The following is a 22,159-nucleotide window of genomic DNA, read 5'->3' on the forward strand; positions in this document are numbered from 1 at the left end:
ATATTGGGGCGGGCCCGGACGGCCTCCGCACCGGCCGTCCGGTCCGCCGGCGCGGAGTGTGGCTACGTACCGTTCCACACGGGCTTGCGTTTCTCGCTGAAGGCCGCGGGGCCCTCGATCGCGTCGCGGCTGCGCATCCGCCGGGTCTCCCAGGGGTACGCCGCGCCGAAGGCCGCCTCCAGCGGCAGATGGAGCGAGCTGTGCACCGCCTCCTTGATCGCGCGCAACGACAGCGGCGCGCAGCTCAGCAGGTCGTCGAGCCACCCGGCGACGCACACGTCCAGCTCCCCGGCCGGGACGACGTCGTTGACGAGCCCGTGCCGCAAAGCGAGATCGGCCGTCATCCGGCGGCCGGTGAGCAGGTAGCCCATGGCCGTCTTGAGCGGAAGCTGCCGCGCCAGGCGGAACGCCCCGCCCGCGCCGGGCACCAGCCCCAGCCGCGCCTCGGGCAGACCGAACACCGACCGGTCGGAGGCGATGATGAGGTCGCAGGCCAGGGCGAGCTCGAAGCCGCCGCCCAGGGCGTACCCGTCGACCCGTGCGATCACCGGGGTGGTCATGTCGAAGCGCTCGGTGAGCCGCGGCCAGCCCGGCTGGCCGCGGCTGCCGAACGTCGTCGCAGGCGCGCCCAGCCGGTTGAGCCGCGCGCGCTCGCGCAGGTCCTGCCCCACGGAGAACGCCCGCTCGCCGGCGCCGGTCAGCACGGCAACCCGTACGGAGTCGTCGGCCTCCACGTCGTCCCAGATCGCGGCCAGTTCCTCGTGGGTCCTCAGGTCGAGCGCGTTCAGCACCTCGGGCCGGTCGATGGTCACCCAGGCCACGTGCTCCCGCTTCTCATACCGCACCCTGTTCCGGCCCGCTGAGGCACTGTCTCCGTTTGCGGCCCTGTCCTCGCCCATCGGCGCGCACCCCTCTCCGCTCGTCGATCAGCGCCCGGCCGTACGTCGGATCGTCCACGGGCGGCGGAACGCGCGCCGAGCGTCAGCGGCCCCGGCCGGCCCGCCGCGGCCTGGTCACGAAGGCCGCGTGACGTGGGAAAAGACGGGCGGTCGCGCGGAACTCAGTGAAACCGGCGACCGCCGGGAAGTCAACGCGACGACCTCCCGTCGTCTGGACAGCGCTGTCCCCGCCCCGGAGCGAGGTCCGCGCCGCCGCGGAGGACCCGGGCGCGTGGGTCCTCCATGACCGGCCGGCCGTACCTCACCCTCTCAGCCGCGCGGCGCGCCGAACCACCTGGGCAGCCGGTCGAGCAGGCCCGCCTGATCCTCGCCGGCCCATGCCACGTGACCGTCCGGCCGCAGCAGTACGGCGGGCACGTCCAGCTCCTCGCTGACGTCCACGACGTGGTCGACCCGATCCGCCCAACCGGCGACCGACAGCCGGCCGGTCTGGTCGAGCAGCAGCCCGCGGCCGCCGCGCGTGAGCTCGTAGAGGCGCCCTCGCTTCAGCGTCACGTCCCGCATCCGCCGGCCGAGCAGGTCGTGCCCCTCGCCGAAGTCGTAGCGGATCCCGATCGCGGCGATCTTCTCGGCCAGGCGCCGTCTCACGTCCTCGAAGTCCATCAGCTCCGACACCAGGCGGCGCACCGCCTGGGCGCCCGGCTCGGTGGACATCAGCTCCATCTGCGCGCGGGCGTTGTCCAGCACGGCGGCGGCCACCGGGCGCCGTTCGGTCTCATAGCTGTCCAGCAGCCCCTCCGGGGCCCAGCCGCCGATCTCGGCGGCCAGCTTCCAGCCGAGGTTGAAGGCGTCCTGGATGCCGAGGTTGAGACCCTGCCCGCCGACCGGCGGATGGATGTGCGCGGCGTCGCCGGCCAGCAGCACCCGCCCGACCCGGTAGCGGTCGGCCAGCCGGGTGGCGTCGCCGAAGCGGGAGAGCCGGCGGGGAGAGTGCACGCCGAAGTCGGTGCCGGCGACGGCCCGCAACTGCTGCCTGAAGTCCTCCAGGGTCGGCGGGACCGAGCGGTCCTCGGTCACCCCCGCGGCGGGCACGACCACGCGGTACACCCCCTCGTCGAAGGGCGCGAGCCCGAACCGCTTCTGGGTCGCGCGGACCTCGGCCACCACGGCGGCCACCGTCTCCGGCGGCACGCCCACCTCCATCTCGCCGAGCAACGTCTCGACCCTGGTGGGCTCGCCGGGGAAGCCGACGCCCAGCAGCTTGCGCACCGTGCTTCGGCCGCCGTCGCAGCCGACGAGGTAACGCGCGCGGAGTCGCGTGCCGTCGGCCAGCTCGGCGGTCACGCCGAGCTCGTCCTGGTTCAGCCCGGCCAGCCCGCGGCCGCGCCGGATCTCGGCGCCCACCTCGGCGGCGTGCTCGCCCAGCAGGCGGTCGGTGATGGTCTGCCGGACGCCGAGGACGTACGGGTGCGCGGTGTCCAGCCGTTCGGGCGAGGGCTTCTCGATGGCGGCGAAGAACCCGCCGACCGGATGCTTGCGGCCGTGCGGGAGGAACCGCTCCAGCAGACCGCGCTGGTCCAGCACCTCGATGCTGCGCACGTGCAGGCCCAGCGCGCGGACGAACCCCGTCGGCTCCGGCTCCTTCTCCAGCACGACCACCCGCACGCCGTGCAGCCGCAGTTCGGCGGCCAGCATCAGGCCGGTCGGCCCACCGCCGGCGATGATCACGTCGATCATGAATCCCCCATTCGACAAGGTCCCGCTCCCTGTTCGGACGGTGATTCTGCGGTACGACCGGGGTCTTGCCGCAAGCCCCCCGGTGCGCTATAGCTTGAGAGTGGCGGGGGAGATCAACTGTCCGCGGTGGGTGGGAAAGCAGTTCGGCGGGATGGTGCCGGGCTGATAGCGTGCGGGTGATCGTGACAGGCCGCGAGGAGGTGAGACCCATGAACGTTGTGTCGATGGGGTGCTCCCTCTCGTCATCACGGTCGGCGGGCGAATAACACAGGAGTCGCCGGGAGCGCCTGGACAACAAGCACTCCAGGAAAGCGACAACCTAATGCGTTCTGTGCATTTCACTTCGGAAGAAACGTCGAACGGCGTCATCGCGCGTGAGTTCACCGTGGGCGAGGTCCCCGGCGTGCTCTGGTCGCCCGAATCCTCCTCCGGCCGCGCGCCGCTGGTGCTGCTGGGGCACGGCGGCGGCCAGGACAGCAGGTCGCCGGGGATGGCCGGCCGCGCGGCCCTCCTCGTGGGCGACGGCGGTTTCCACGTCGCCGCCATCGACGCACCAGGTCACGGCGGCAGGCCCCGTACGGCGGACGACGAGCGGGAGATCGCCGCGCTCCGGCGGGCGATGGCGTCGGGCGAGCCGGTCGGCCCGATCGTCGTGTCCTTCAACGCCGGCATCGCCAGGCGTGCCGTGCCCGAGTGGCGGGCGGTCCTCGACGCCCTTCAGGAACTGCCGGAGATCGGCGCCGAGGGGCCGGTCGGCTACTACGGCGTGAGCATGGGCACCGCGATCGGGCTGCCGTTGACGGCGGCCGAGCCCAGGATCACCGCGGCGGTGCTGGGTCTCTTCTGCTACGACGAGGCGCTGGCCGAGGCGGCGGGACGGATCACGGTGCCGGTCGAGTTCGCGCTGCAGTGGGACGACGAGATCATCCCTCGTGAATCCGGGCTCGCGTTGTTCGACGCGCTGGCCTCGAAGGAGAAGACGCTGCACGCCAACGCGGGCGGGCACGACGAGGTGCCCAGGTTCGAGGCCGACAGCGCGGTCCGGTTTTTCGCCCGGCACCTGCGCGGGTAGTCACGTCACCGGCCTGAGGTGACGGGGGTCGGCGACCGGCCGCCCGTCGGTCGCCGATCCGGCTCCCGCTTCCGCCGTCAGTTGAGGTCGGTGGCGGGGCGGGGCGTCGCCCGCGCGGCGGGGGTGATCTCGTGGAGCGGCGTGCGGACCCCGAACCACATGGCGGAGAACCCGGCCACGCCGAGCCCGGCGCACATGAGCCAGACGAGCGTGCCGTCGTACTGGAAGAGGGCCGTGCCCACGGCGGGTCCCACCGCGTACCCGATGGTGTGGCAGGCGGCGAAGGCGCCGATGTAACGGCTGCGCAGGTGTCCCGGCGCGGCCAGCGCCGGATAGGCGTTCGACGACGGCGCGCTGACGATCTCGCCCATGGTCCACACCAACGCGGCGGCGAAGAGCAGCCAGACGCCGGCCGTGACGCCGAACAACGCGAGCCCCCCGCCGATCAGCAGCGTCCCCACCGAGATCGCCGTCCGCATCGGCAGCCTCTGGACGTACGGCGTGAGCGGAAGTTCGAGCAGGATGACCAGGGCGCCGTTCAGGGCGACGACGGCGCCGTAGACCGCGGTGGGCAGGCCCCGGTCCCTGATCTCCAGCGGGAGGACGGCCTGATACTGCACCTCGGCGAAGGCCGTCGCGAACATCGCGGCGAGGACGAGGAGATAACGACGGTCCCGCAGGACCGCGCGATAGCCGCCGCGCTCCCTGTCCCCGTGCCGTACGGCGTGCGCCGCCTCGCGCCCGGGCCGGCCTCCCGGCAGCACGACCATCGCCGCCACCGCGAAGACCACACTCGTGATCGCGTCCGCGAGGAAGACCGCGCGGTAGCCGAAGCCGGCCAGCCACACGCCCAGCAGCGGGGCGAGGGTCGCGCCGATGTTGAGCCCCAGGCGGCTCGCCGCCGTGGTGATCACCAGCCGCCGCGGCGGGGTCAGCTCCGACAGCATCGTCGTGGAGGCCGGCCGGTAGAGCTGGGTGACCGCGCCGATCGCCAGGCTGATCCCCAGCAGCGGCAGGTAGCCGGTCACGAAGCCGACGGTTCCGACGCCCACGCCGGACAGCGCCATCGACGTGACGATCACGTTCCGCGCCCCGAACCGGTCCGTCGCGGCGCCGCCCGCCACCACCCCGGCGATCGAGCCGAGGCCGAACGCGGTGAGCGCGCCGCCCGCCTCGGCCGGGCGGTAGCCGAGCCCGGTGACGTAGAGCACCAGGAAGAGCGAGACGAAGCTGCCCATCCGGTTGACGGCGGTCCCGCAGAGCAGGGCGAGCACGGGAGGGGGCAGTTCGCGCAGCGTCCGCAGCACGCCGGCGCGTTCGTCCCCCTGCGGCGCCGCGGCTGGGGGCTGGTCCTCGGACACGTGCTCGCTCCTCGCTCTCTCCCACAGACGGGATCTCTCGGCAGGACGGCGGTTCTCCCGGCCCGGCAGGGCTTCTGCGCGAGACGACCGCTCCGCTGGCTTTCCCCGCGCCGGAGCGGCGGTGCCGTCGCCGTTCGCGGAGCCGGTCCCGGAGCCGGTCCCGGGCCTGCTCCGGCCGCCTGCCGAGCCGGGCTCCCTGCCGCTTCTCAGACGGAGACGGGCTCCCGGGCGGCGTGCGGGGGGTCGCCCTCGAACCGCGCGGCCCGTTCGGCCCGGTCGAGCACCTCGTCGCACTCCTCCGCCGTACGGCCGCGGGCGATGAGGAAGCCGTACCGGGCGATCGCGCCGTCGGGCGGCAGGATCAGCGGCGTCCCCGGGGCGGCGACCGCCACCGACGCCAGCAGGCCCGCCTCGGGATCGGGCTCCGGCATCTCCACCCCCCGCGCCACACAGGTCTCCGGCGGGTAGAGGAACCGGATGCCGACCGCGCCGGCGCCGTGCGCGGTCACGTCGGGCCGCACCCCGAGCGCGAGGTCGGCCGCGACCACCCCGGAGTCGACTCCGTTGGCCAGCAGCCCGAGATAGGGGATGAGATCGCCGCCGAGCCGGCCGTTCACCTCGATCAACGCGTAGCCCTCGGAGGTCAGCTTGACCTCGGTGTGGGTCGTGCCGTGGGTGTAACCGAGGGCTTGGTGCGTGTCTGCCAGCAGGCGCAGCAGGTCCGCGTCCCGCAGCAGCGGCTCGTCGGCCAGCACGACGTGGCCGGTCTCCTCGAAGTACGGCTCGCCGCCGAGGCGCTTGCGGGCGATCAGGTAGGGGAGGTACTCGCCGTCGTACACCGCCGCGTCGACGCTGATCTCGGGCCCGGCGAGGAACTGCTCCAGCAGCACCTCGTCGTGGCCGCGCATCCCGCTCTGGCGGGCCGTACGGCTGACGCCGACCGCCCAGCCGAGTTCGGCCTCGCCGGCGACCTTCACGACGCCCTGGCTCGCGCCGAGGCCGCGGGGCTTGGCCACCAGAGGGAACCCGATGCGCCCGGCCGCCGCCGCGGCCTCCTCCGGGGTCGCGACGAGCGCGTGCCGGGGCTGCCTGATCCCCGCCCGGTCGAGCAGCCGCCGCGTCGTCGGCTTGTCCCGTACGGCGGTCACGGCCTCGGGAGCGGGCCCGGGCAGGCCGAGTTCGGCCGCCACCCGGGCGGCGGCCTCGATCACCGCCTCGTGGTAACTGATCACGCCCCGGACGGGTGTCCGCGCGGCCAGCTTCCGGGCCGCGGCGACGACCTCCTCCGGATCGAAGACGTCGACGACCGTGCTGCCCGCGATGTACGGGGTCTGCCAGGAGGGTTGTTCCGTCTCGAAGAGCCAGACCGGCCCGCCGCGCTGTGCGATCGAGGCCAGGAGGTACTCCCTGTAGTGCGGAAACCCACTTGCCATGACAAGGAGCACTCCGTCGGAGTTCGCCATGTCTTCTCCCTGTAGTAGCGGCGTCGGCGAGCATGTGCGGACACCATCGGCGTGTTATCCGCGAAGCCCACGATACGAGGACAATACGCACCGGGAGAATAACCGTCGCATTTCCGCTTCCGGAAGGACCGTAATAAATCTAACAATCAGGCTCTGAGCTGCCATAACACCTCGCACTTACGGACCCGTCCGACTGGACGGTAACTTCACCATTCTGATATCGGTATTGTGCGAAGTTTGTGTGACGTGCGTCACTTCGGAGCCCTATTGCGGCCGCTTGTCCGGTACGTATACTTCCGAACGGTGTCATCGTTTTAAGTGGTAAGTAGTCGTCCACCTCAGGTGGCCGGCGACAGGTGATTAGTCAACGATATTTCCGGCAATCCTCGCTCTTCTATCCGATCGCTCTTCCTGCCTGCACGGCGTCTCTTTATTCCGGTAAACCGCCGGCCGCGTTCACGGCCGGCCTTCGCCCGAATTAACGAGTAAGGAAATCATCGATTGAGTGGATTCGTTGGCTGGATGGATTTCGGGCGCGATCTCGGCGCACAGGAAGACGTCCTCCACGCGATGGCCGACACCATGCAGCACCGCGGTCCCGACGCGAAGGGGCTCTGGCTGTCGCGGCACGCGGCGCTCGGGCACCGGAGGCTCGCGATCGGCGACGCGGTGGGTGACACAGCGGGTGACGCGAGGGGCGATACAAGGGGTGAGGGGAGGCGCGATGCGGCGGGCGGCGGCGCCCAGCCCCTGACGGCGGAAATCGGCGGCGAGACGGTGGCCGTCGTCCACGCCGGGGAGATCTACAACGCGGCCGAGCTCGGCGGCGGGTCCGCCGAGGAGGTGCTACTGCGCTCCTACCTTCGCTGGGGCGACCGGCTCGCCGAAAGGCTCGACGGGATGGGCGCCTTCGCCGTCTGGGACGGCAGGTCGCGGCGGCTGCTGCTGGGCCGCGACCGAATGGGCCTGGGGCCCCTGTACTACTTCGCGTACCCGGGCGGCATCCTGTTCGCCTCGGAGCCGAAGGGCATCATGGCCAACCCGCTGTTCGAGGCGCGCCTCGACCCGGCGGCCCTGCCGATCCTCCTGCAGCCGCGCCTGACCCTGCCCGGGGAGACGCCGCTGGCCGGGCTGCGCGAGGTCCCGCCCGGCCACGTCGTCACCTGGTCGGAGGACGGCCCGTCGCCGCGCCGCTACTGGCGGCTGTCCAGTGAGCCGCACCCGCACTCGTTCGAGGAGACCACCCGCCACGTGCGCGAGCTCCTGGAGGGCGCGGTCGCCCGGCAGGTCCCCGCCTCGGGACCGTGCGCGGCCATGCTGTCGGGCGGCGTCGACTCGACCTCGGTCGCGGCGCTCGCCGTCCGTGCCCTGGCGGCCCGCGACGGCAGCCGTCTCGACACCTTCTGCGTCCGGTTCGAGAGCGACTCCGCGCACTTCTCCCCGACGGAGCTGCGGCCCGAGGTGGACGCGCCGTACGCGGCGGCCGCGGCCGAGTTCATGGGCAGCCGCCACCACACCGTCACCGTCGGACTGCGCGACCTGCTGGACGCGGTCCCGGCCACCCGCCGCGCCCGCGACCTGCCGGGCTGGGGACAGTTCGACGCCTCGATGTACGTGCTCTTCCGAGAGATGCGGGAGATCGGCCCGGTCGCGATGTCGGGCGAGGCCGCCGACGAGATCTTCGGCGGATATCCGTACTTCTTCAAGCCGGAGCTCGTCCACGGCGACGGGTTCCCGTGGATGGGCGACGGACCCCGGCTCGCCGGCTACCTCTCACCGGAGATGCGGGCCGTGGCCGACCCGGTGGAGGACGAGCGCGCCCGGCTCTCCCAGCTCCTCTCGGAGGTGCCGCGCCTGCCCGGCGAGGACCCGGAGAACGCGCGCATGCGCGAGGTGCTCCACCTGGGCATGTCCGGGCCGCTCGCGGTCGTCCTCGACCGCAAGGAGCGCATGAGCATGGCTTCCGGCCTGGAGGTGCGCATCCCGTTCTGCGACCACCGGCTCGTCGAGTACGTCTGGAACGTGCCCTGGTCGATGAAGTCCCGGGGCGGGCTGAAGGGCCTGCTGAAGGCGGCCATGGCCGATCTGCTGCCGCCCGGCACGCTCAACAGGCGGAAGAGCGCCTATCCCCATGTGCACAACCCGGAATACGACCACGCGCTCATCGAGGAGGCGACCTGGATCGTGAGCGACGAGCGCTCTCCGATCGGCCGGATGTTCGACCGGCCGCGCCTCGCGGAGTTCATCCGCGGGATCGCCGCCGACCGGCTCCGGCCGGACCTGCCCGGCGGAACGAGCGCGCCGCACATGCTCATCCAGCTCGTCGAGATGCGCAGGTGGATCGAGGACTACCAGGTGTCGCTCGGCTGACCACCGTGGCGACGCGAACGCGACGTAGAACGCAGGCAACACCGAGGGAGCTGCGCCATGCTCGAACTGGTCCCCATCACCGACTCCATCGGCACCGAGGTCCGCGGCGTCGACGTCACCGGCGACATCTCGGCCCGCGACTTCGACCGCATCTACCAGGCCTGGATCGACACCTGCCTCCTGCTGTTCCGCGGCCAGAAGATGACCCCGGACCAGCAGATCGCGCTCACCAAGCGCTTCGGTGAGATCACGACCTACACCCGCTCGGAGTTCAACGAGCCCGACCACCCCGAGATCCTCGTGCTGTCGAACATCACCCGGGACGGCAAGCCCATCGGGTCGGCCTACAGCGGCCGCGTCTGGCACAGCGACGGCCACTACCTCTCCGACCCGCCGGCCGGGACCATGCTCTACGCGATCGAGGTCCCGCCGGAGGGCGGCGACACCTGGTTCGCCAACATGATGGCGGCGTACGACGCCCTGCCGGCCGCCATGAAGGAGCGGATCGACGACCTCAAGGTCGTCATCAGCCGGGTGCAGTCGCGGCCGTACAACTATCCGGACCGTCCGGCGCCGACGCCGGAGGAGCGGGCGGCGTGGGTGGACATGCGCCACCCGATCGTGCGCCGCCACGAGGTGAGCGGCCGCAACGCCCTCTACAGCGGCGGCAACGTCCCCTGGCGTGTCGAGGGGATGCCGGAGGTGGAGAGCGCCCCGCTCGTCACCTTCCTGCAGGAGTTCTCGGTCCAGCCGCGCTTCACCTACTGCCACCGATGGCAGCCGGGCGACATCCTGCTGTGGGACAACCGCAGCGCGATGCACCGGGCGACCCCCTACGACTACGCGGCCTATCGCCGCCTCATGCACCGCACGACGATCGCCGGGCACCTCTCCACCGGCAGCCCGGTGCCGGTCGGCGAGGCCATCGCCTCATGAAGACGTACGACTTCGTGATCGTCGGGGCCGGGGCGGCGGGCTGCGTGCTCGCCGGCCGGCTGACCGAGGACCCGTCCGTCAGCGTGCTCCTCCTGGAGGCGGGGCACGAGCGGCGCAGCCCGCTGCTGTCGATCCCCGCCGCCGAGACCATCCTGATGGGCAACCCCAAGTACGACTGGTGCTTCGAGACCGCCCCCGACCCCACCATCGACGGCCGCAGCGTGCGCATCCCGCGCGGGCGCCTGCTCGGCGGCTCGAACGCGATCAACGGCATGATCTACGTACGGGGCCAGGCGGAGGACTACGACGACTGGGAGCGGCTCGGCAACCCCGGCTGGTCCTGGGCCGGCGTCCTGCCCTACTTCCGCAGCCTGGAACGCGTGACCGGGATCGGCGGGGAGACGCGCGGCCGGGACGGGCTGATCGCCGTCGGGCCGCCGCGCGACCGCGACGAACTGTGCGACGTCTTCCTCGCCGCGGCGGCCAAGGCGGGCTACCCCGCGAACCCCGACTACAACTCCGGCGACCAGGAGGGCTTCGGCTACTACCAGGTCAACCACGACGGCGGACGGCGGTCGTCGGCCCTCGGGACCTACCTGAGGCTCGCCCGGCTCCGGCCGAACCTCACCCTCCTCACCCGGGCCCACGTGACCGGCCTGCGGTTCGACGGCGCCCGCTGCACCGGTGTGACGTATGTGCGGGACGGCGAGGTGGAGCGGGCCGGCTGTGCGAAGGAGGTGATCGTCAGCGCCGGCGCGGTGCAGTCTCCCCAGCTCCTGGAGCTCTCCGGGATCGGCTCCCGCGACGTGCTCGGCGGCCTCGGCATCCCGGTCGTGCGCCACCTGCCGGGGGTCGGAGAGAACTTCCGCGACCACTTCGCGGCCCGTCTGCGGTGGCGGGTGCGGCGGCCGATCACCTTCAACGAGCGCAGCCGCGGGCTCGCGCTGGCCCGGGAGGTCGCGACCTACCTGACCTCCCGCCGGGGCCTGCTCAGCCTGCCCATCGCGCTCGGCTTCGGCTTCGTCCGCTCCTCGCCGGACGAGACGCGGCCGGACATCCAGTTCCACTTCGCACCGGCCAGCTACGGCCCCGGGTCGAGCAGGCGGCTCGACACCGCTCCCGGCATGACGCTCGGCGTCTATCCGCTGCGCCCGGAGTCGTCCGGCTCCATCCACGTCCGCTCGCGCGACCCGATGGCCCCGCCCGAGATCCGCCCGCGCTTCCTGGAGTCGGGCATGGATCGTTCCCGCCTGATCGCCGGGATCAGGATCGCCCGGGAGATCGTGGAGAGCGCGGTGCTCGACCCGTACCGGGGAGACGAGCTCACGCCGGGCAGCGGCGTGCGGACCGACGACGAACTGCTCGCCTACGCCCGCACCCACGGCGACACCTCCTATCACCCCGCCGGCACGTGCCGGATGGGCGAGGACCCCATGGCGGTGGTCGACCACCGGCTGCGGGTGCACGGGGTGGAGGGGCTGCGGGTGGTGGACGCGTCCGTCATGCCGACGCTGGTCTCCGGCAACACGAACGCCGCGAGCCTGATGATCGCCGAGAAGGGCGCGGCGATGATCCTCGCCGACCACGGGCGCGGCGGCCCGCACTCCACTGGCGAGCGCCCGGGCACGGCGGACGAGCGCCCCGGCCCCCACGTCACGAAGGACGCGACATGAGCACACCACGGCCGGTCCTGGTCATCGTCGACGGCTACTCGTCCGGCTCCCAGCTGCCGGGGGTGATGGCCGAGCACGGGTGGGACTGCGTGCACGTTCGGGCGTCGGCGAGCCTGCGCGAGTACTTCCGGGCCACCTACCGGCCCGGCGACTACCTCGCCGAGTTCGAGAACGACGGGGACGTCGAGGCCCTCGCCCGCGCGGTCGGCGCGTACCGGCCGGCGGCCGTGCTGCCGGGCACGGAGAGCGGCGTCGTCGTCGCCGACCTCCTCGCGGCCGCGCTCGGCCTGCCGGGCAACGACCCGTCGTCCAGCGCCGCCCGGCGCGACAAGTACGAGATGCACAACCGCCTGATCGGCGCGGGCCTGCCCGCCATGGACCACTACCTGGCGCACGACTACGGCGGGCTCCTCGCCTGGGCGAAGGCCGGCGCCTGGCCCGTCGTCGTGAAGCCGCCGGCGAGCGCCGGCACCGACTCCGTCACCTTCTGCGCCGGCGAGGGCGAGCTGGAGGAGACCTTCCACCGCCTGTACGGCGCGGTGAACCAGCTCGGCGAGCGCAACGACGCCGTGCTCGCGCAGCGGCTGCTGTCGGGCCAGGAGTACTTCGTCAACGGGATCAGCGGCGACGGGCGGCACGTCGTCACCGAGATCTGGCGGACCGACAAGGTGCCGGTGCCCGGGGCGGGCCTGATCTACGACCGCAGCGTCCTGTTCGACCCGGTCGACCCGGAGATGAAGCCGATCGTCGACTACGTGAAGGCGGTCCTCGACGCCCTGGGCGTCCGGTACGGCGCCCACCACACGGAACTGATGGTCACCGACCGGGGGCCGATCCTGATCGAGTGCGCCTCGCGCCTGTCCGGCGGGCTCAACCGGCCCGCCGCCAACCACGCGGTGGGCGCGAGCATGCTCGACCTGGCCGCCCGCCTGGTCGTGGAGGGCGAGCCGTTCGCCGCCCGGCTCGCCGACGAGCAGAAGGGCCTGCACGCCCCGCTGTGGCAGGTCCAGTTCATCTCCGCCCAGTCGGGGGTGGTGACCCGGTCCTGCTACGAGGAACTGCTGGCGACCCTGGAGAGCACCACCTGGATCCAGCGGGCGCCGAAGGCCGGTGACACCGTCACGCGGACCACCGACCTCTACTCGAGCCCCGGCATCGTCTTCATGAGCCACCCGGACCCCGAGGTCCTGCGGGCCGACCACCAGACCGTACGGCGATGGGAACGCGAGGGCCGGCTGTTCACGACCGGCTGACGCGCAGACACAGGATGGGAGTGCAACGGTGACCGAGCAGCCCCCGGCTGATCGCTTCGACTACCCGGCCAACCTCGCCAGGGCGACGACCTACGGCGACCACCGCAACGCGTTCTGGCCGCCGTCCGACCGCTACGAGCTGCGGCGGCTCGACCTCTCGGACGCCGCCCCCGACCTCGGGCCGGGCTTCCTCCGCGACCTGGCCGCCCTCGGCGCGGCCGTGGAGGACCGGTGGCGCAGCGTCAAGATCGTGGGCGCCCCCGCCCGCACCCGGCTCCCCGACCCGCTGCCCGTCGCCGAGGCGATGCGCCGGATCGGCGAGCACCTGCCCGGAGAGGTGGACCGCCGGGCGCTCGCCCTGCGCGCGGACGCCGTCCGGGAAGGCTACACCGACGCCATCCTCCAGGAGCTCGTGGGCGTCGAGGAGGACGTCGCGGTCGTCGCCGGGCCGATCTCCACCTGGTACGGCAAGGACCTGCGGGGGCTGCCGACCGCGTTCGCCTGCCGCCGAGATCCGGACCGCCAGGCCGACGTGGCCGAGGCCCTGACGTACCAGGAGGACGTCGCGAAGTATCTCGCCCGGCTGCACGCCGACCTGCGGCTCGGCGACGTGCCGGCGTTCGCGGCGACCCGGCTGTTCTTCATGGCCGGGGAGGGCGCGCTCCACCCGAAGCACATCGCCTACTTCCTCCCGGAGGACGAGGGGGTGAAGCGCTCGCCGTTCAAGAAGACCTACTACTTCGGGAACACCCACCGGGCGATGGTCGAGGGCTTCTCCGGGCCGCTCGCGGCGCGGCACCTCGACCTGGGCGAGCCGTACGAGCCGGGCGGGGAGCGCTTCGCGCGGATCCCGGCGCTCGGCGTGTTCGGCCACGAGCTGGGGCACTGCGTGCGCCGCCCGGCCACCGCCTACAAGGAGCTGAACGCCGCCGACCGCTGGGCGTCGGTCGTCCTCCAGGAGGTCGCGGCCGACGTCTTCGGCATCCTGATCCTCGCGGACGTGTGGGCGCCCCGCATGGACCTGTCCGGCGCCGACGCCGTCACCTACTACCTGGGGGAGTGCCTGCGGTACGTCGACCGCGGTCTCGGTCACTTCCCCGACAGCGACGGCATGTTCCTCCAGTTGTCCTACTTCGTCCAGCTCGGCGCGCTCACCCTTGAGGACGGCCGCCTGAAGGGCGACCCGGAGGTCGTGCTGGCGGGGCTGCGCTCGCTGGCCCGGGTCCTCGCCGACGCGCTGCTCGCCGGCCGTGGGGAGCCCGCCGTCGCGTTGTACGGCGCCTTCGGCCCGGCGAACGCCGCGCCCCTGCTGCCCCTGATCGAGGAGATGCGCTCGCGTCCCTTCCGCTCCATCGACTACCTGCAGGAGCACCTCCACGCCCGCGGCGACGCCTGACCAAGACGCCTGACCAGACGCCTGATCAAGGAGAACGCACATGACCCAGACCCGACAGGCGCTCGACGCGGTGCGCGAGTACTACTGCACGCAGCGCGAGGTCGGCGGGGCCGAGGCCACCATCTATGACATATGGGAGAGCGGCGGCGCGTACAACGACTCCATCACCCCCTCCACGTACGTCCCCGAATACCGCTCGCACATGGTCCTCAAGATCCTTTCGCTGACCTCGGACGGCTCCGGCGTCTTCTCCCTCGGCTGCGGCAACGGCTTCGTCGAGGCCGACCTCGTGCACTGCGAGCGCAAGGTCAGAGCGATGGACTACAACGAGGAGGCGGTGCGGCTGACCCGGCAGAAGGGCGTCGACGCCTTCACCGCCGACTACTTCGCGCTGACGGCGGGCGACGTGGGCGACGCCGAGGCGGTCTACGCCGACGGCCTGCTCGGCCACCTCTTCGACCCCGCGGAGGAACTGCGGCCCGCCCTCGGCAAGCTGGAGAGCCTGGGCCTGCGGTCCGGGACGCGCCTGGTCTTCTCCAACGACGCGCCGCGCGACCGGAGCGTCGCCTTCGCCCCGCACGAGCGGGTCGAGGGCTTCTGGTTCGTCTCGAAGGACTACCTGCAGGACACCCTGTCGGCGTTCGGGTTCGAGCCGCTGGAGAGCTACTACTTCCCCTACCTGCGGCCCATCAGCGGCATGCGCAACCGCACCATCTGCGTCGCGCGGGTGCCGTGACCGAGGGAGACCAGCGTGCCGATCTCTGACGGGTTCGCCCGCAAGCTCCTGCCCGTGCTCCCGGACGTCGTGGCCGCGTACGGCACGCCGTTCCACATCTACGACGCCCAGGGGATCATCGAGACGTACCGGGGGATGGTGGACGCCTTCCGGGGCGAGCCCTACCGCCAGTACTTCGCAGTGAAGGCCCTGCCGAATCCCGTGATCCTCTCCCTGCTGCACCGGGAGGGCAGCGGGCTCGACTGCGCGTCCCCGATCGAGCTTGAGATGGCCGCCCGCGTCGGCGCGACCGGCGACGAGGTGGTCTTCACCTCCAACAACACCCGGCTCATCGAGTATCGCGCCGCCCTGGAGGCGGGGGCGCTCATCACCTTCGACGACCGGTCGTTCCTCGACAAGGCGGACGTCCTGCCGGAGACGGTGGCGTTCCGCGCCTCGCCCAACGGGCTCGCGGCGGGCTCGTCGCTCATGGGCGACCCGACCGGCTCCAAGTTCGGTGTGCCCCTGGACGAGCTCCCCGACGCCTACCGCGAGGCCCGGCGGCGCGGCGTGACCCGGTTCGGCATCCACGGCATGACCTGCGCCAACGAGCTGGACGTCGACCGGGCCATCCGGGCGGCGGTGGACGTCGTCGAGCTGGGCGCGCACGTGGCCGAGGCCGCCGGCGTCGACGTCGAGTACGTCAACGTGGGCGGCGGCCTCGGCATCCCCTACCGCCCCGAGGACAAACCGCTCAGCTTCACGGCGTACGCCGACGCCATCGTGGCCGCGCGCCGCCGGTGCTTCCCGCGGCGGGCCCCGCGCATCCTCATGGAGTGCGGACGGTTCGTCACCGGGCCCCACGGCGTGCTGGTGACCCGGGTGGTCAACCGCTGCCGCAAGGGCCGCGAGATCGTCGGCGTCGACGCGTCGATGTCCGCGCTCATGCGCCCCGCGATGTACGGCGCGTACCACCACGTCAGCCTGCCCTTCGCCCGGGGACGGGAGCGGTCGCGGTTCGACGTGGTCGGCTCGCTCTGCGAGAACATGGACAAGTTCGCGATCGACCGGATGCTGCCCGATCCGCGTGAAGGGGACATCGCCCTCGTCCACGACACCGGCGCCCACGGGCACGCCATGGGCTTCACCTACAACGGCCGGCTGCGGCCGGCCGAGCTGATGATGACCCCCGGCGGCGACGTCGTTGAGATCCGCCGCGCCGAGACCGTCGACGACTACCTGGCCACGGCCCGCTGGCAGCCGGAGCCGGTGCTGAGCGCGCCGGCCGGCCTTCCGGACCACGAGCACGAGGGACGAGACGAATGAAGCCGATGAGCCACGCCGTGGTGGAGGCCGCCTGGGAACGGCGGGCCGAGCTGACCGAGGCCGAACTGGCGGCCCTCGCGCCGGAGATCGAGGCCGGTCTCGGCGCGCTCGACCGCGGCGAACTGCGCGCCGCCCGCCCCCTGGGCGAGGAGTGGGTCGTGGACACCTTCGTCAAGAGGCTGATCCTGCTGTCGTTCCTGACCGGCCGCAGCGAGATGGCCGAGGCGGGCCCCGGCCGCCCCCGGACCTTCGACAAGGTGCCCCTGAAGTTCGAGACCTGGAAGGAACCCGACTTCGAGGAGGCGAGGATCAGGGTCGTCCCCGGCGCCGTCGTCCGCTTCGGGGCGTACGTCGCGCCGGGCGCCGTGCTGATGCCCTGCTTCGTGAACGTCGGCGCGTACGTCGGCGCGGGCACCATGATCGACACCTGGGCGACGGTCGGTTCCTGCGCGCAGGTCGGCGCGCGGTGCCACATCTCCGGCGGCGCCGGCCTCGGCGGCGTGCTGGAGCCGATCGGGGACGACCCGGTCGTCGTCGAGGACGACGTCTTCGTCGGCGCCCGCAGCGAGATCGCGGAGGGCGTGCGGGTGCGCCGCGGCGCGGTCGTCGGGATGGGCGTCTACCTGGGCCGCTCGACCCCGATCGTCGACCGGGCCACGGGCGAGGTGACCTACGGGGAGGTGCCCGAGAACGCCGTGGTGATCCCCGGCGCGCGCACCGACCCCCGACGGCCCGGCCTCTCGACGTACGCGGCGGTGATCGTCAAGTACGCCGACGAGCGGACCCGGGGCAAGACCGCGCTCAACGACCTCGTACGGGACCTGGACCGGTGACCAGCGGCCGGAGCGCGTTCGCCCTGCTGCGCGACCTGCTCGACGGCGTCCCCCCGCCGGCCGGCCGAGAACCGGTGCGGCTCCACCTCGGCGAGTCGCGGCTCGTGACGCCCCCGCTCCCGCCCGGCCTCCTGGACGACGCCGAGGGGTGGACCCGCTATCCGCCGCTCGGCGGCACCCCCGAACTGCGGGCCGCCTACCGGGGCTGGCTGGAGCGCCGCTTCGGCGTACGGCGCGGGGTGGACGACGAGACGATCGCGATCGAGCCGACCCCCGGCACCAAGCAGGCCGTCGCGGCCGCCGTCGCCCTCGCCGTCGGGTTCACCAGGGCGCGGGCCCGCCGCGACGGCGAGACGCCCACGGTCGTCATGCCCAACCCCTTCTACCCGACGTACCTCGCGGGAGCCGAGGCGGCGGGCGCCCGGCCGGAGTTCTTCGCCGGGGGCGACGGCGCGGCCGCCGTCGCGGCGGCCGTGGACGCGGCGCGTTCCCCTGTCGCCGCCCTGATCGTGTGCAACCCCGGGAACCCGGGAGGGGAGATCCTGCCGGAGGAGGCCCTCGGCGAGATCACGAAGATCGCCGCCATGGCCGACGCGCTGCTCGTCGTGGACGAGTGTTACACCGACCTGTCCACCGGCCGCGAACCCCCGGGCTATCTCTCTCTGGTGGAGCGTGGCACGGTCGCGCCCGGACGGTTCCTGGTGCTGCACAGCCTGTCGAAGCGGTCGGCGGCGCCGGGGCTGCGCAGCGGCTTCGCCGCGGGCGACCCCGCCACGGTCGCGGCGTACGCCGCCCACAACCGGGCCTGCGGGGTCTCCAGCCCTCTGCCCGTCTGCGCGGCCGCCGCCGCGCTGTGGTCCGACGACGCCCACGTGGCGCGGCTGCGGTCCGCGCTCGCCCGCAACTGGGACCTGGCCGACGAGATCCTCGGCGGGCACCCCGGTTTCCTCGGGCTCTCGGGCTCCGGTGGGTTCTCGGGCTCTGACGGGCTCACGGGCTCCGGCGGGCTTCCCGGCTATCACCGGGCCGAGGCGGGTTTCTTCCTCTGGCTGCCGGTGGCCGACGACGAGGCGGCGGCCCGGGACCTGTGGCGCGACCAGGGCCTGTCGGTCATGCCGGGCCGCTATCTCGCGGCCGAGGGGCCGGACGGCGTGAACCCGGGCGCCGGGCACCTGCGCGTCGCCCTCGTCCACGAGGAGACGGTCATGCGCGAGGCGCTCACCCGGCTGCGCGACGGCCTCACCCAGCGCGGTCATCTCGTACGCGGCGGCCAGCCGGCAGACGACGGCCGTTCGATGCACGGCGGCCGTCTCGTACGCGCCGGGCTCGTGAGCGCCGGTCTCGTACGCGGCGGGCTCGCATCGGCCGCCGGTCCCGGACAGGGCGGGGAGGCGGCGGTGGTGACGCCGCGGGCGGCGGAGGCCGCCTCTCAGAAGGCTCCCGCACAGGAGGCCACCTCGCCTTCACCGGACGAGCCGTCCCCTGCGCCGACGACGGCCACGGCGATCGCGCAGCGGCTGATCAGGTTTCCCACGGTCAATCCGCCGGGCGACGAGGCCGACTGCGTCGGCTGGATCCGTGACCTGCTGGACGCCGCCGGGCTGGAGACGCGGCTGCTCGCGGCGGACCCGCGCCGCCCGAACCTCGTCGCCCGGCTGCCCGGCCGGGGCGCCGAACCGCCGCTGCTGCTCCAGGCGCACGCCGACGTCGTCCCGGTGGAGGGGCAGCCCTGGACCCGTCCGCCGTTCGCCGGGGAGATCGTCGGCGGGGAGCTGTGGGGGCGCGGGGCCGTCGACATGAAGGGCCAGCTCGCGATGATGCTGGCGGCGCTGCTGCGCATGCGGGCGGCGGGCGAGGAGCCGCCCGGCGACGTCATCCTCGCCGTCGTCCCCGACGAGGAGGCCGGGAGCACGGTGGGGGCGCGCTTCCTCGTGGGCCGGCATCCGGAGCTGTTCGCCGGGGTCAGGCACGCGATCGGCGAGGACGGCGGGGCCGAGCTGGGGCTCGGCGCGTACGCCCGCGTCCATCCCGTCGTGGTGGGGGAGAAGCGCACCTGCTGGGTGAGGGTGACCCTGCGCGGGCCGGGCGGGCACGCCTCCCGGGTCCCGTCCGCCGACGGCGCCGTGCGCAAACTCGCGCGGCTGCTCGACGCGATCTCCGGCGGCGGCCTGGGCGTCCGGCTCACCCCGGTCGTCGACCACATGCTGGGCGAGCTGGCGCGGGCGCTGCCCCCCGAGGCCGGCCGCGCGGTCGAGGCGTTCCGGGCCGACCCCGGGAACGCCGGCCCGCTGGCCGGGCTGGGCGACACGGCCTCCCGCTATCTCCAGTCGCTCGTCCGGCACACCGTAACCGCCACCGTGCTGCGTGGCGGCACGGTGACGAACGTGCACCCGTCCGAGATCACGGTCGAGCTCGACGGACGGCTGCTGCCCGGCGACTTCTCGACGGAGGACTTCCTCGCCGAGCTGCGTGCCCTGGCCGGGTGCGAGATGGAGATCGAGATGCTCGTGGAGGGCGAGAAGAGCCCGCCACCGCGACTCGGCGGCTTCTACGACCGGCTCGCCGGAGTGCTCAAAGACAGGGACCCGGGCGGCGTCCCGGTCCCCGTGATCACGCCCGCCTCGACCGACGCGCGGGTCTTCCGCGGGCTCGGCATCGAGTGCTACGGCTGGATGCCGCTGCTGCACGGGCCCGAGGTTGTCTACCGCGACCGCCTCCACTGCCCTGACGAGCGCGTCTCGGTGCGGGCGCTGGAGTTCGGCGCCGACTGCTTCCACACCCTGCTCAGGGGCCCCTGGAGCTGACGGATCCCGGTCGAAGCCGCGAGATGGGCGAGTGAAAGGCTGGGCGGGTCCATCGCCGGCGGAACGGGAGCGACGTCATGGGGGACACCGGATCGGGGAGACACCTCGGCGAGGTGGACGATCTCGACCAGGCGGCGGCCGTGTTCCAGGGCGTACGGCCCCGCCTGTTCGGGATCGCGTACCGGATGCTGGGCAGTTCCGCCGAGGCCGAAGACCTGCTGCAGGACGTCTGGATGCGCTGGCAGGCCTACGACCGCGACACGGTGGCCGAACCGGGAGCGTTCCTGGCGACGGTGACCACCCGCCTCGCCATCAACGTCCTGCAGTCGGCCCGGGTCCGCCGCGAGACGTACGTGGGACCGTGGCTCCCAGAACCCGTCGACACCCGCGACGACCCCCACCTCGGCGCCGAGCGGGGTGAGGCCCTGGGCTTCGCGGTCCTGCTCCTGCTGGAGCGGCTCACCCCCACCGAACGCGCGGCCTACGTGCTGCGCGAGGCGTTCGACTACCCCTACCGGCAGATCGCCGAGATCATCCAGGCCAGTGAGGCGGCGGTGCGGCAACTGGTCAGCAGGGCCCGCAAGCACCTCGCCTCCGAGCGCCGGGCGCCGGTGTCCAAGGCCGAGCAGCGCCGGCTGCTCGCCGCCTTCGTCACCGCCGCCCGTTCCGGCGACCTCGCCGCGCTGGAGCGGATCCTCGCCGCGGACGTGGTCAGCTACTCCGACGGCGGCGGCGCGGTCCGCGCCTCCCGCATCCCCGTGATCGGCGCGCTGCGGGTCGCGAAGTACGTCAGGGCGTTCGCGGACCGGTTCTGGGCCGGGGCCGAGGTGGAGTGGGCCGACGTCAACGGGCAGGCGGCGGCCGTGCTGCGCCGCGACGGCGAGGCGTTCACGGTGCTCACCGTCGACGCCTCCGACGAGGGTATCGGCCAGGTGCTGTGGATGATGAACCCCGCCAAGATCGCCGCATTCTCCTCCCCGGACGCCGGATGAGCCGGGCGGGTGCCGCGCGGTGATCCGGGTGGCGGCCCGGTCGGGCGAGCGCGGGCCAAGTCAGGCGGCGCAGATCGGAGGCGCAGATCAGGAGGCGCAGATCAGGGGGCACGGCTCAAGTGGGGAACTCGACCCCGGCCAGCCGCTCGGAGACGTCCCACAGGCGGGCCGCGTCGGAATCGACCCGGACCGACCTGTAGAGGGGCAGCTCCGTGGGGCCGCCCGTGAACTGGCCGATGCCGTCGGGGCCGTAGAGACGGCCGCCCCGGGCGTCCGGGCTGGTGGCGGCGTACAGGGCGGGCAGCAGCCCCGCGTCGACCGGCTGCACGAACAGGCCCCACCGCAGGAGCCGCCTCATGATCCGCTCGTACGGCGCGGAGCGGGCGCGGCCGAGGTTCGGCCCGGACGCGTAGAGGTTGGTGAGGGTCGTGCCGGGATGGGCGACGTTGCTCACGATGCCCCACCCGCCTGCCCTGCTGCGCCGGTCCAGTTCGAGCCCGAAGAGAAGGTTGGCCAGCTTCGACCGGCCGTACGAGCGGACCGGCGAATACTTCCGTTCGCTCTGCGGGTCGGCCCAGTCGATCTTCGCCGAGCGGGCGGCGCTGCTGGTCATGGTGGTGACCCGCGCTCCGCGCAGGCGTAGCAGCGGCAGGAGCCGTGCCACCAGCGCGAAATGACCGATGTGGTTGGTGCCGAACTGCAACTCCAGACCGTCCACGGTGGTGTGCCGGGCGGCGGGAGCCATCACACCCGCGTTGTTGATCAGGATGTCGATCGGGCGGGCCTCGCGCCGGAGGGCGTCGGCCAGCTTCGCGACCGACTCCAGGGAGGCCAGGTCGAGCTCACGAGTGGAGATCACCGCCTCTGGTGCGGCCGAGTGGATCTTCTGAAGCGCGGCGGCGCCCTTGGCGACGTTACGGACCGGCAGCACCACCTCGGCCCCGGCCTGGGCCAGGCGCGTGGCCAGGCCGAGACCGATACCGTCGCTGCCCCCGGTCACCACGGCCAGCTTTCCGCTCAAGTCAGGTACTTCCATTGCGAACCCCCCTGGTCGCCATGCGTTCCGTCCTGCTGAGCAAAGACAGGACGACCTCCCCGTCTGTGACGTGTATGACAGTCGTCACAGACGGAGAGCCCGCCCTCATGCACGAGCGCGTCTGACCGGCGGCACGGCAGCGGCACCGAGCGTGCCTTCGGGCGGTGGACGGGCACGGGCTGAGGGCGCGTACGGGGTTTTGCGAAAGGGGGGCGCGCGAACCGCGTCGCGGCGTGTAGTGTCGTAGTCAGAGGTTGTGTCGAAGTACCAGTATGCGTTGAAGCGCCTGCTGA

General features: G+C 72.7%; 16 protein-coding genes. 11 read left to right on the forward strand and 5 right to left on the reverse strand.

Features of this window, described 5'->3' with window-relative positions:
* Window positions 1–62: 62 nt before the first annotated feature.
* Together dpgD and rox are read right to left on the reverse strand one after the other, a co-directional pair.
* Entirely contained in the window at window positions 63–845 is a 783-nt protein-coding gene (gene dpgD, locus F5972_RS29635) for an enoyl-CoA-hydratase DpgD (protein WP_225312018.1), read from the reverse strand.
* Between the two features lie 363 nt (window positions 846–1,208).
* Window positions 1,209–2,636, reverse strand: a complete 1,428-nt coding sequence (gene rox / locus F5972_RS29640; protein ID WP_150938160.1) for a rifampin monooxygenase — start codon at window positions 2,634–2,636, stop codon at window positions 1,209–1,211.
* Window positions 2,637–2,958: 322 nt separating this feature from the next.
* Here rox and F5972_RS29645 point away from each other — a divergent pair, with 322 nt between their 5' ends.
* The gene (locus F5972_RS29645; RefSeq protein ID WP_150938162.1) at window positions 2,959–3,708 is read left to right on the forward strand and encodes a dienelactone hydrolase family protein; all 750 of its coding nucleotides are present in this window, start codon (window positions 2,959–2,961) and stop codon (window positions 3,706–3,708) included.
* A 77-nt stretch (window positions 3,709–3,785) separates the two neighbouring features.
* Here F5972_RS29645 and F5972_RS29650 read toward each other — a convergent pair whose 3' ends face one another.
* Both F5972_RS29650 and F5972_RS29655 read right to left on the reverse strand, forming a co-directional pair.
* Window positions 3,786–5,069 (reverse strand): MFS transporter, encoded by a 1,284-nt coding sequence (locus F5972_RS29650; RefSeq protein WP_150938163.1) that lies wholly within the window; start codon window positions 5,067–5,069, stop codon window positions 3,786–3,788.
* A 206-nt stretch (window positions 5,070–5,275) separates the two neighbouring features.
* Complete coding sequence (locus tag F5972_RS29655) at window positions 5,276–6,532, reverse strand: ATP-grasp domain-containing protein (protein WP_150938165.1); 1,257 nt, start codon at window positions 6,530–6,532, stop codon at window positions 5,276–5,278.
* A gap of 501 nt (window positions 6,533–7,033) precedes the next feature.
* On the opposite strand from F5972_RS29655, the gene asnB reads away from it, so the two are divergent.
* From asnB to F5972_RS29705, 10 genes are all read left to right on the forward strand, one after another.
* Window positions 7,034–8,902 (forward strand): asparagine synthase (glutamine-hydrolyzing), encoded by a 1,869-nt coding sequence (gene asnB / locus F5972_RS29660; RefSeq protein ID WP_150938167.1) that lies wholly within the window; start codon window positions 7,034–7,036, stop codon window positions 8,900–8,902.
* A 57-nt stretch (window positions 8,903–8,959) separates the two neighbouring features.
* A complete protein-coding gene (locus F5972_RS29665; RefSeq protein ID WP_150938170.1) occupies window positions 8,960–9,838 on the forward strand; it encodes a TauD/TfdA dioxygenase family protein in 879 nt (292 codons plus the stop codon).
* Window positions 9,835–11,511, forward strand: coding sequence for a GMC family oxidoreductase (locus tag F5972_RS29670; RefSeq protein WP_150938172.1), 1,677 nt, complete (start codon window positions 9,835–9,837; stop codon window positions 11,509–11,511). Before F5972_RS29665 ends, F5972_RS29670 begins: the two co-directional genes overlap by 4 nt.
* Window positions 11,508–12,764, forward strand: coding sequence for an ATP-grasp domain-containing protein (locus F5972_RS29675; RefSeq protein WP_150938174.1), 1,257 nt, complete (start codon window positions 11,508–11,510; stop codon window positions 12,762–12,764). Before F5972_RS29670 ends, F5972_RS29675 begins: the two co-directional genes overlap by 4 nt.
* 28 nt (window positions 12,765–12,792) lie before the next feature.
* Window positions 12,793–14,160 carry a hypothetical protein gene (locus tag F5972_RS29680; protein ID WP_150938176.1) on the forward strand — a complete coding sequence of 456 codons (1,368 nt, stop codon included), beginning with the start codon at window positions 12,793–12,795 and terminating at the stop codon, window positions 14,158–14,160.
* A 40-nt stretch (window positions 14,161–14,200) separates the two neighbouring features.
* Window positions 14,201–14,896: a methyltransferase domain-containing protein gene (locus F5972_RS29685; protein ID WP_150938178.1), complete on the forward strand. Its 696-nt coding sequence runs from the start codon at window positions 14,201–14,203 to the stop codon at window positions 14,894–14,896.
* Between the two features lie 15 nt (window positions 14,897–14,911).
* Window positions 14,912–16,201: a diaminopimelate decarboxylase gene (locus F5972_RS29690; RefSeq protein WP_150938180.1), complete on the forward strand. Its 1,290-nt coding sequence runs from the start codon at window positions 14,912–14,914 to the stop codon at window positions 16,199–16,201.
* Entirely contained in the window at window positions 16,198–17,034 is an 837-nt protein-coding gene (locus F5972_RS29695; RefSeq protein ID WP_225312019.1) for a 2,3,4,5-tetrahydropyridine-2,6-dicarboxylate N-succinyltransferase, read from the forward strand. Before F5972_RS29690 ends, F5972_RS29695 begins: the two co-directional genes overlap by 4 nt.
* Window positions 17,031–19,838: a M20/M25/M40 family metallo-hydrolase gene (locus F5972_RS29700; protein ID WP_150938182.1), complete on the forward strand. Its 2,808-nt coding sequence runs from the start codon at window positions 17,031–17,033 to the stop codon at window positions 19,836–19,838. Before F5972_RS29695 ends, F5972_RS29700 begins: the two co-directional genes overlap by 4 nt.
* 77 nt (window positions 19,839–19,915) lie before the next feature.
* On the forward strand, window positions 19,916–20,830 hold the full coding sequence (locus F5972_RS29705) for an RNA polymerase sigma-70 factor (RefSeq protein WP_150938184.1): 915 nt from the start codon (window positions 19,916–19,918) through the stop codon (window positions 20,828–20,830).
* A 115-nt stretch (window positions 20,831–20,945) separates the two neighbouring features.
* On the opposite strand, the gene F5972_RS29710 is transcribed toward F5972_RS29705, so the two are convergent.
* Complete coding sequence (locus tag F5972_RS29710; protein ID WP_150938186.1) at window positions 20,946–21,866, reverse strand: SDR family oxidoreductase; 921 nt, start codon at window positions 21,864–21,866, stop codon at window positions 20,946–20,948.
* Window positions 21,867–22,159: the final 293 nt, after the last annotated feature.

The sequence above is a fragment of the Microbispora cellulosiformans genome, from assembly GCF_008728085.1.
Lineage (GTDB): Bacteria > Actinomycetota > Actinomycetes > Streptosporangiales > Streptosporangiaceae > Microbispora > Microbispora amethystogenes.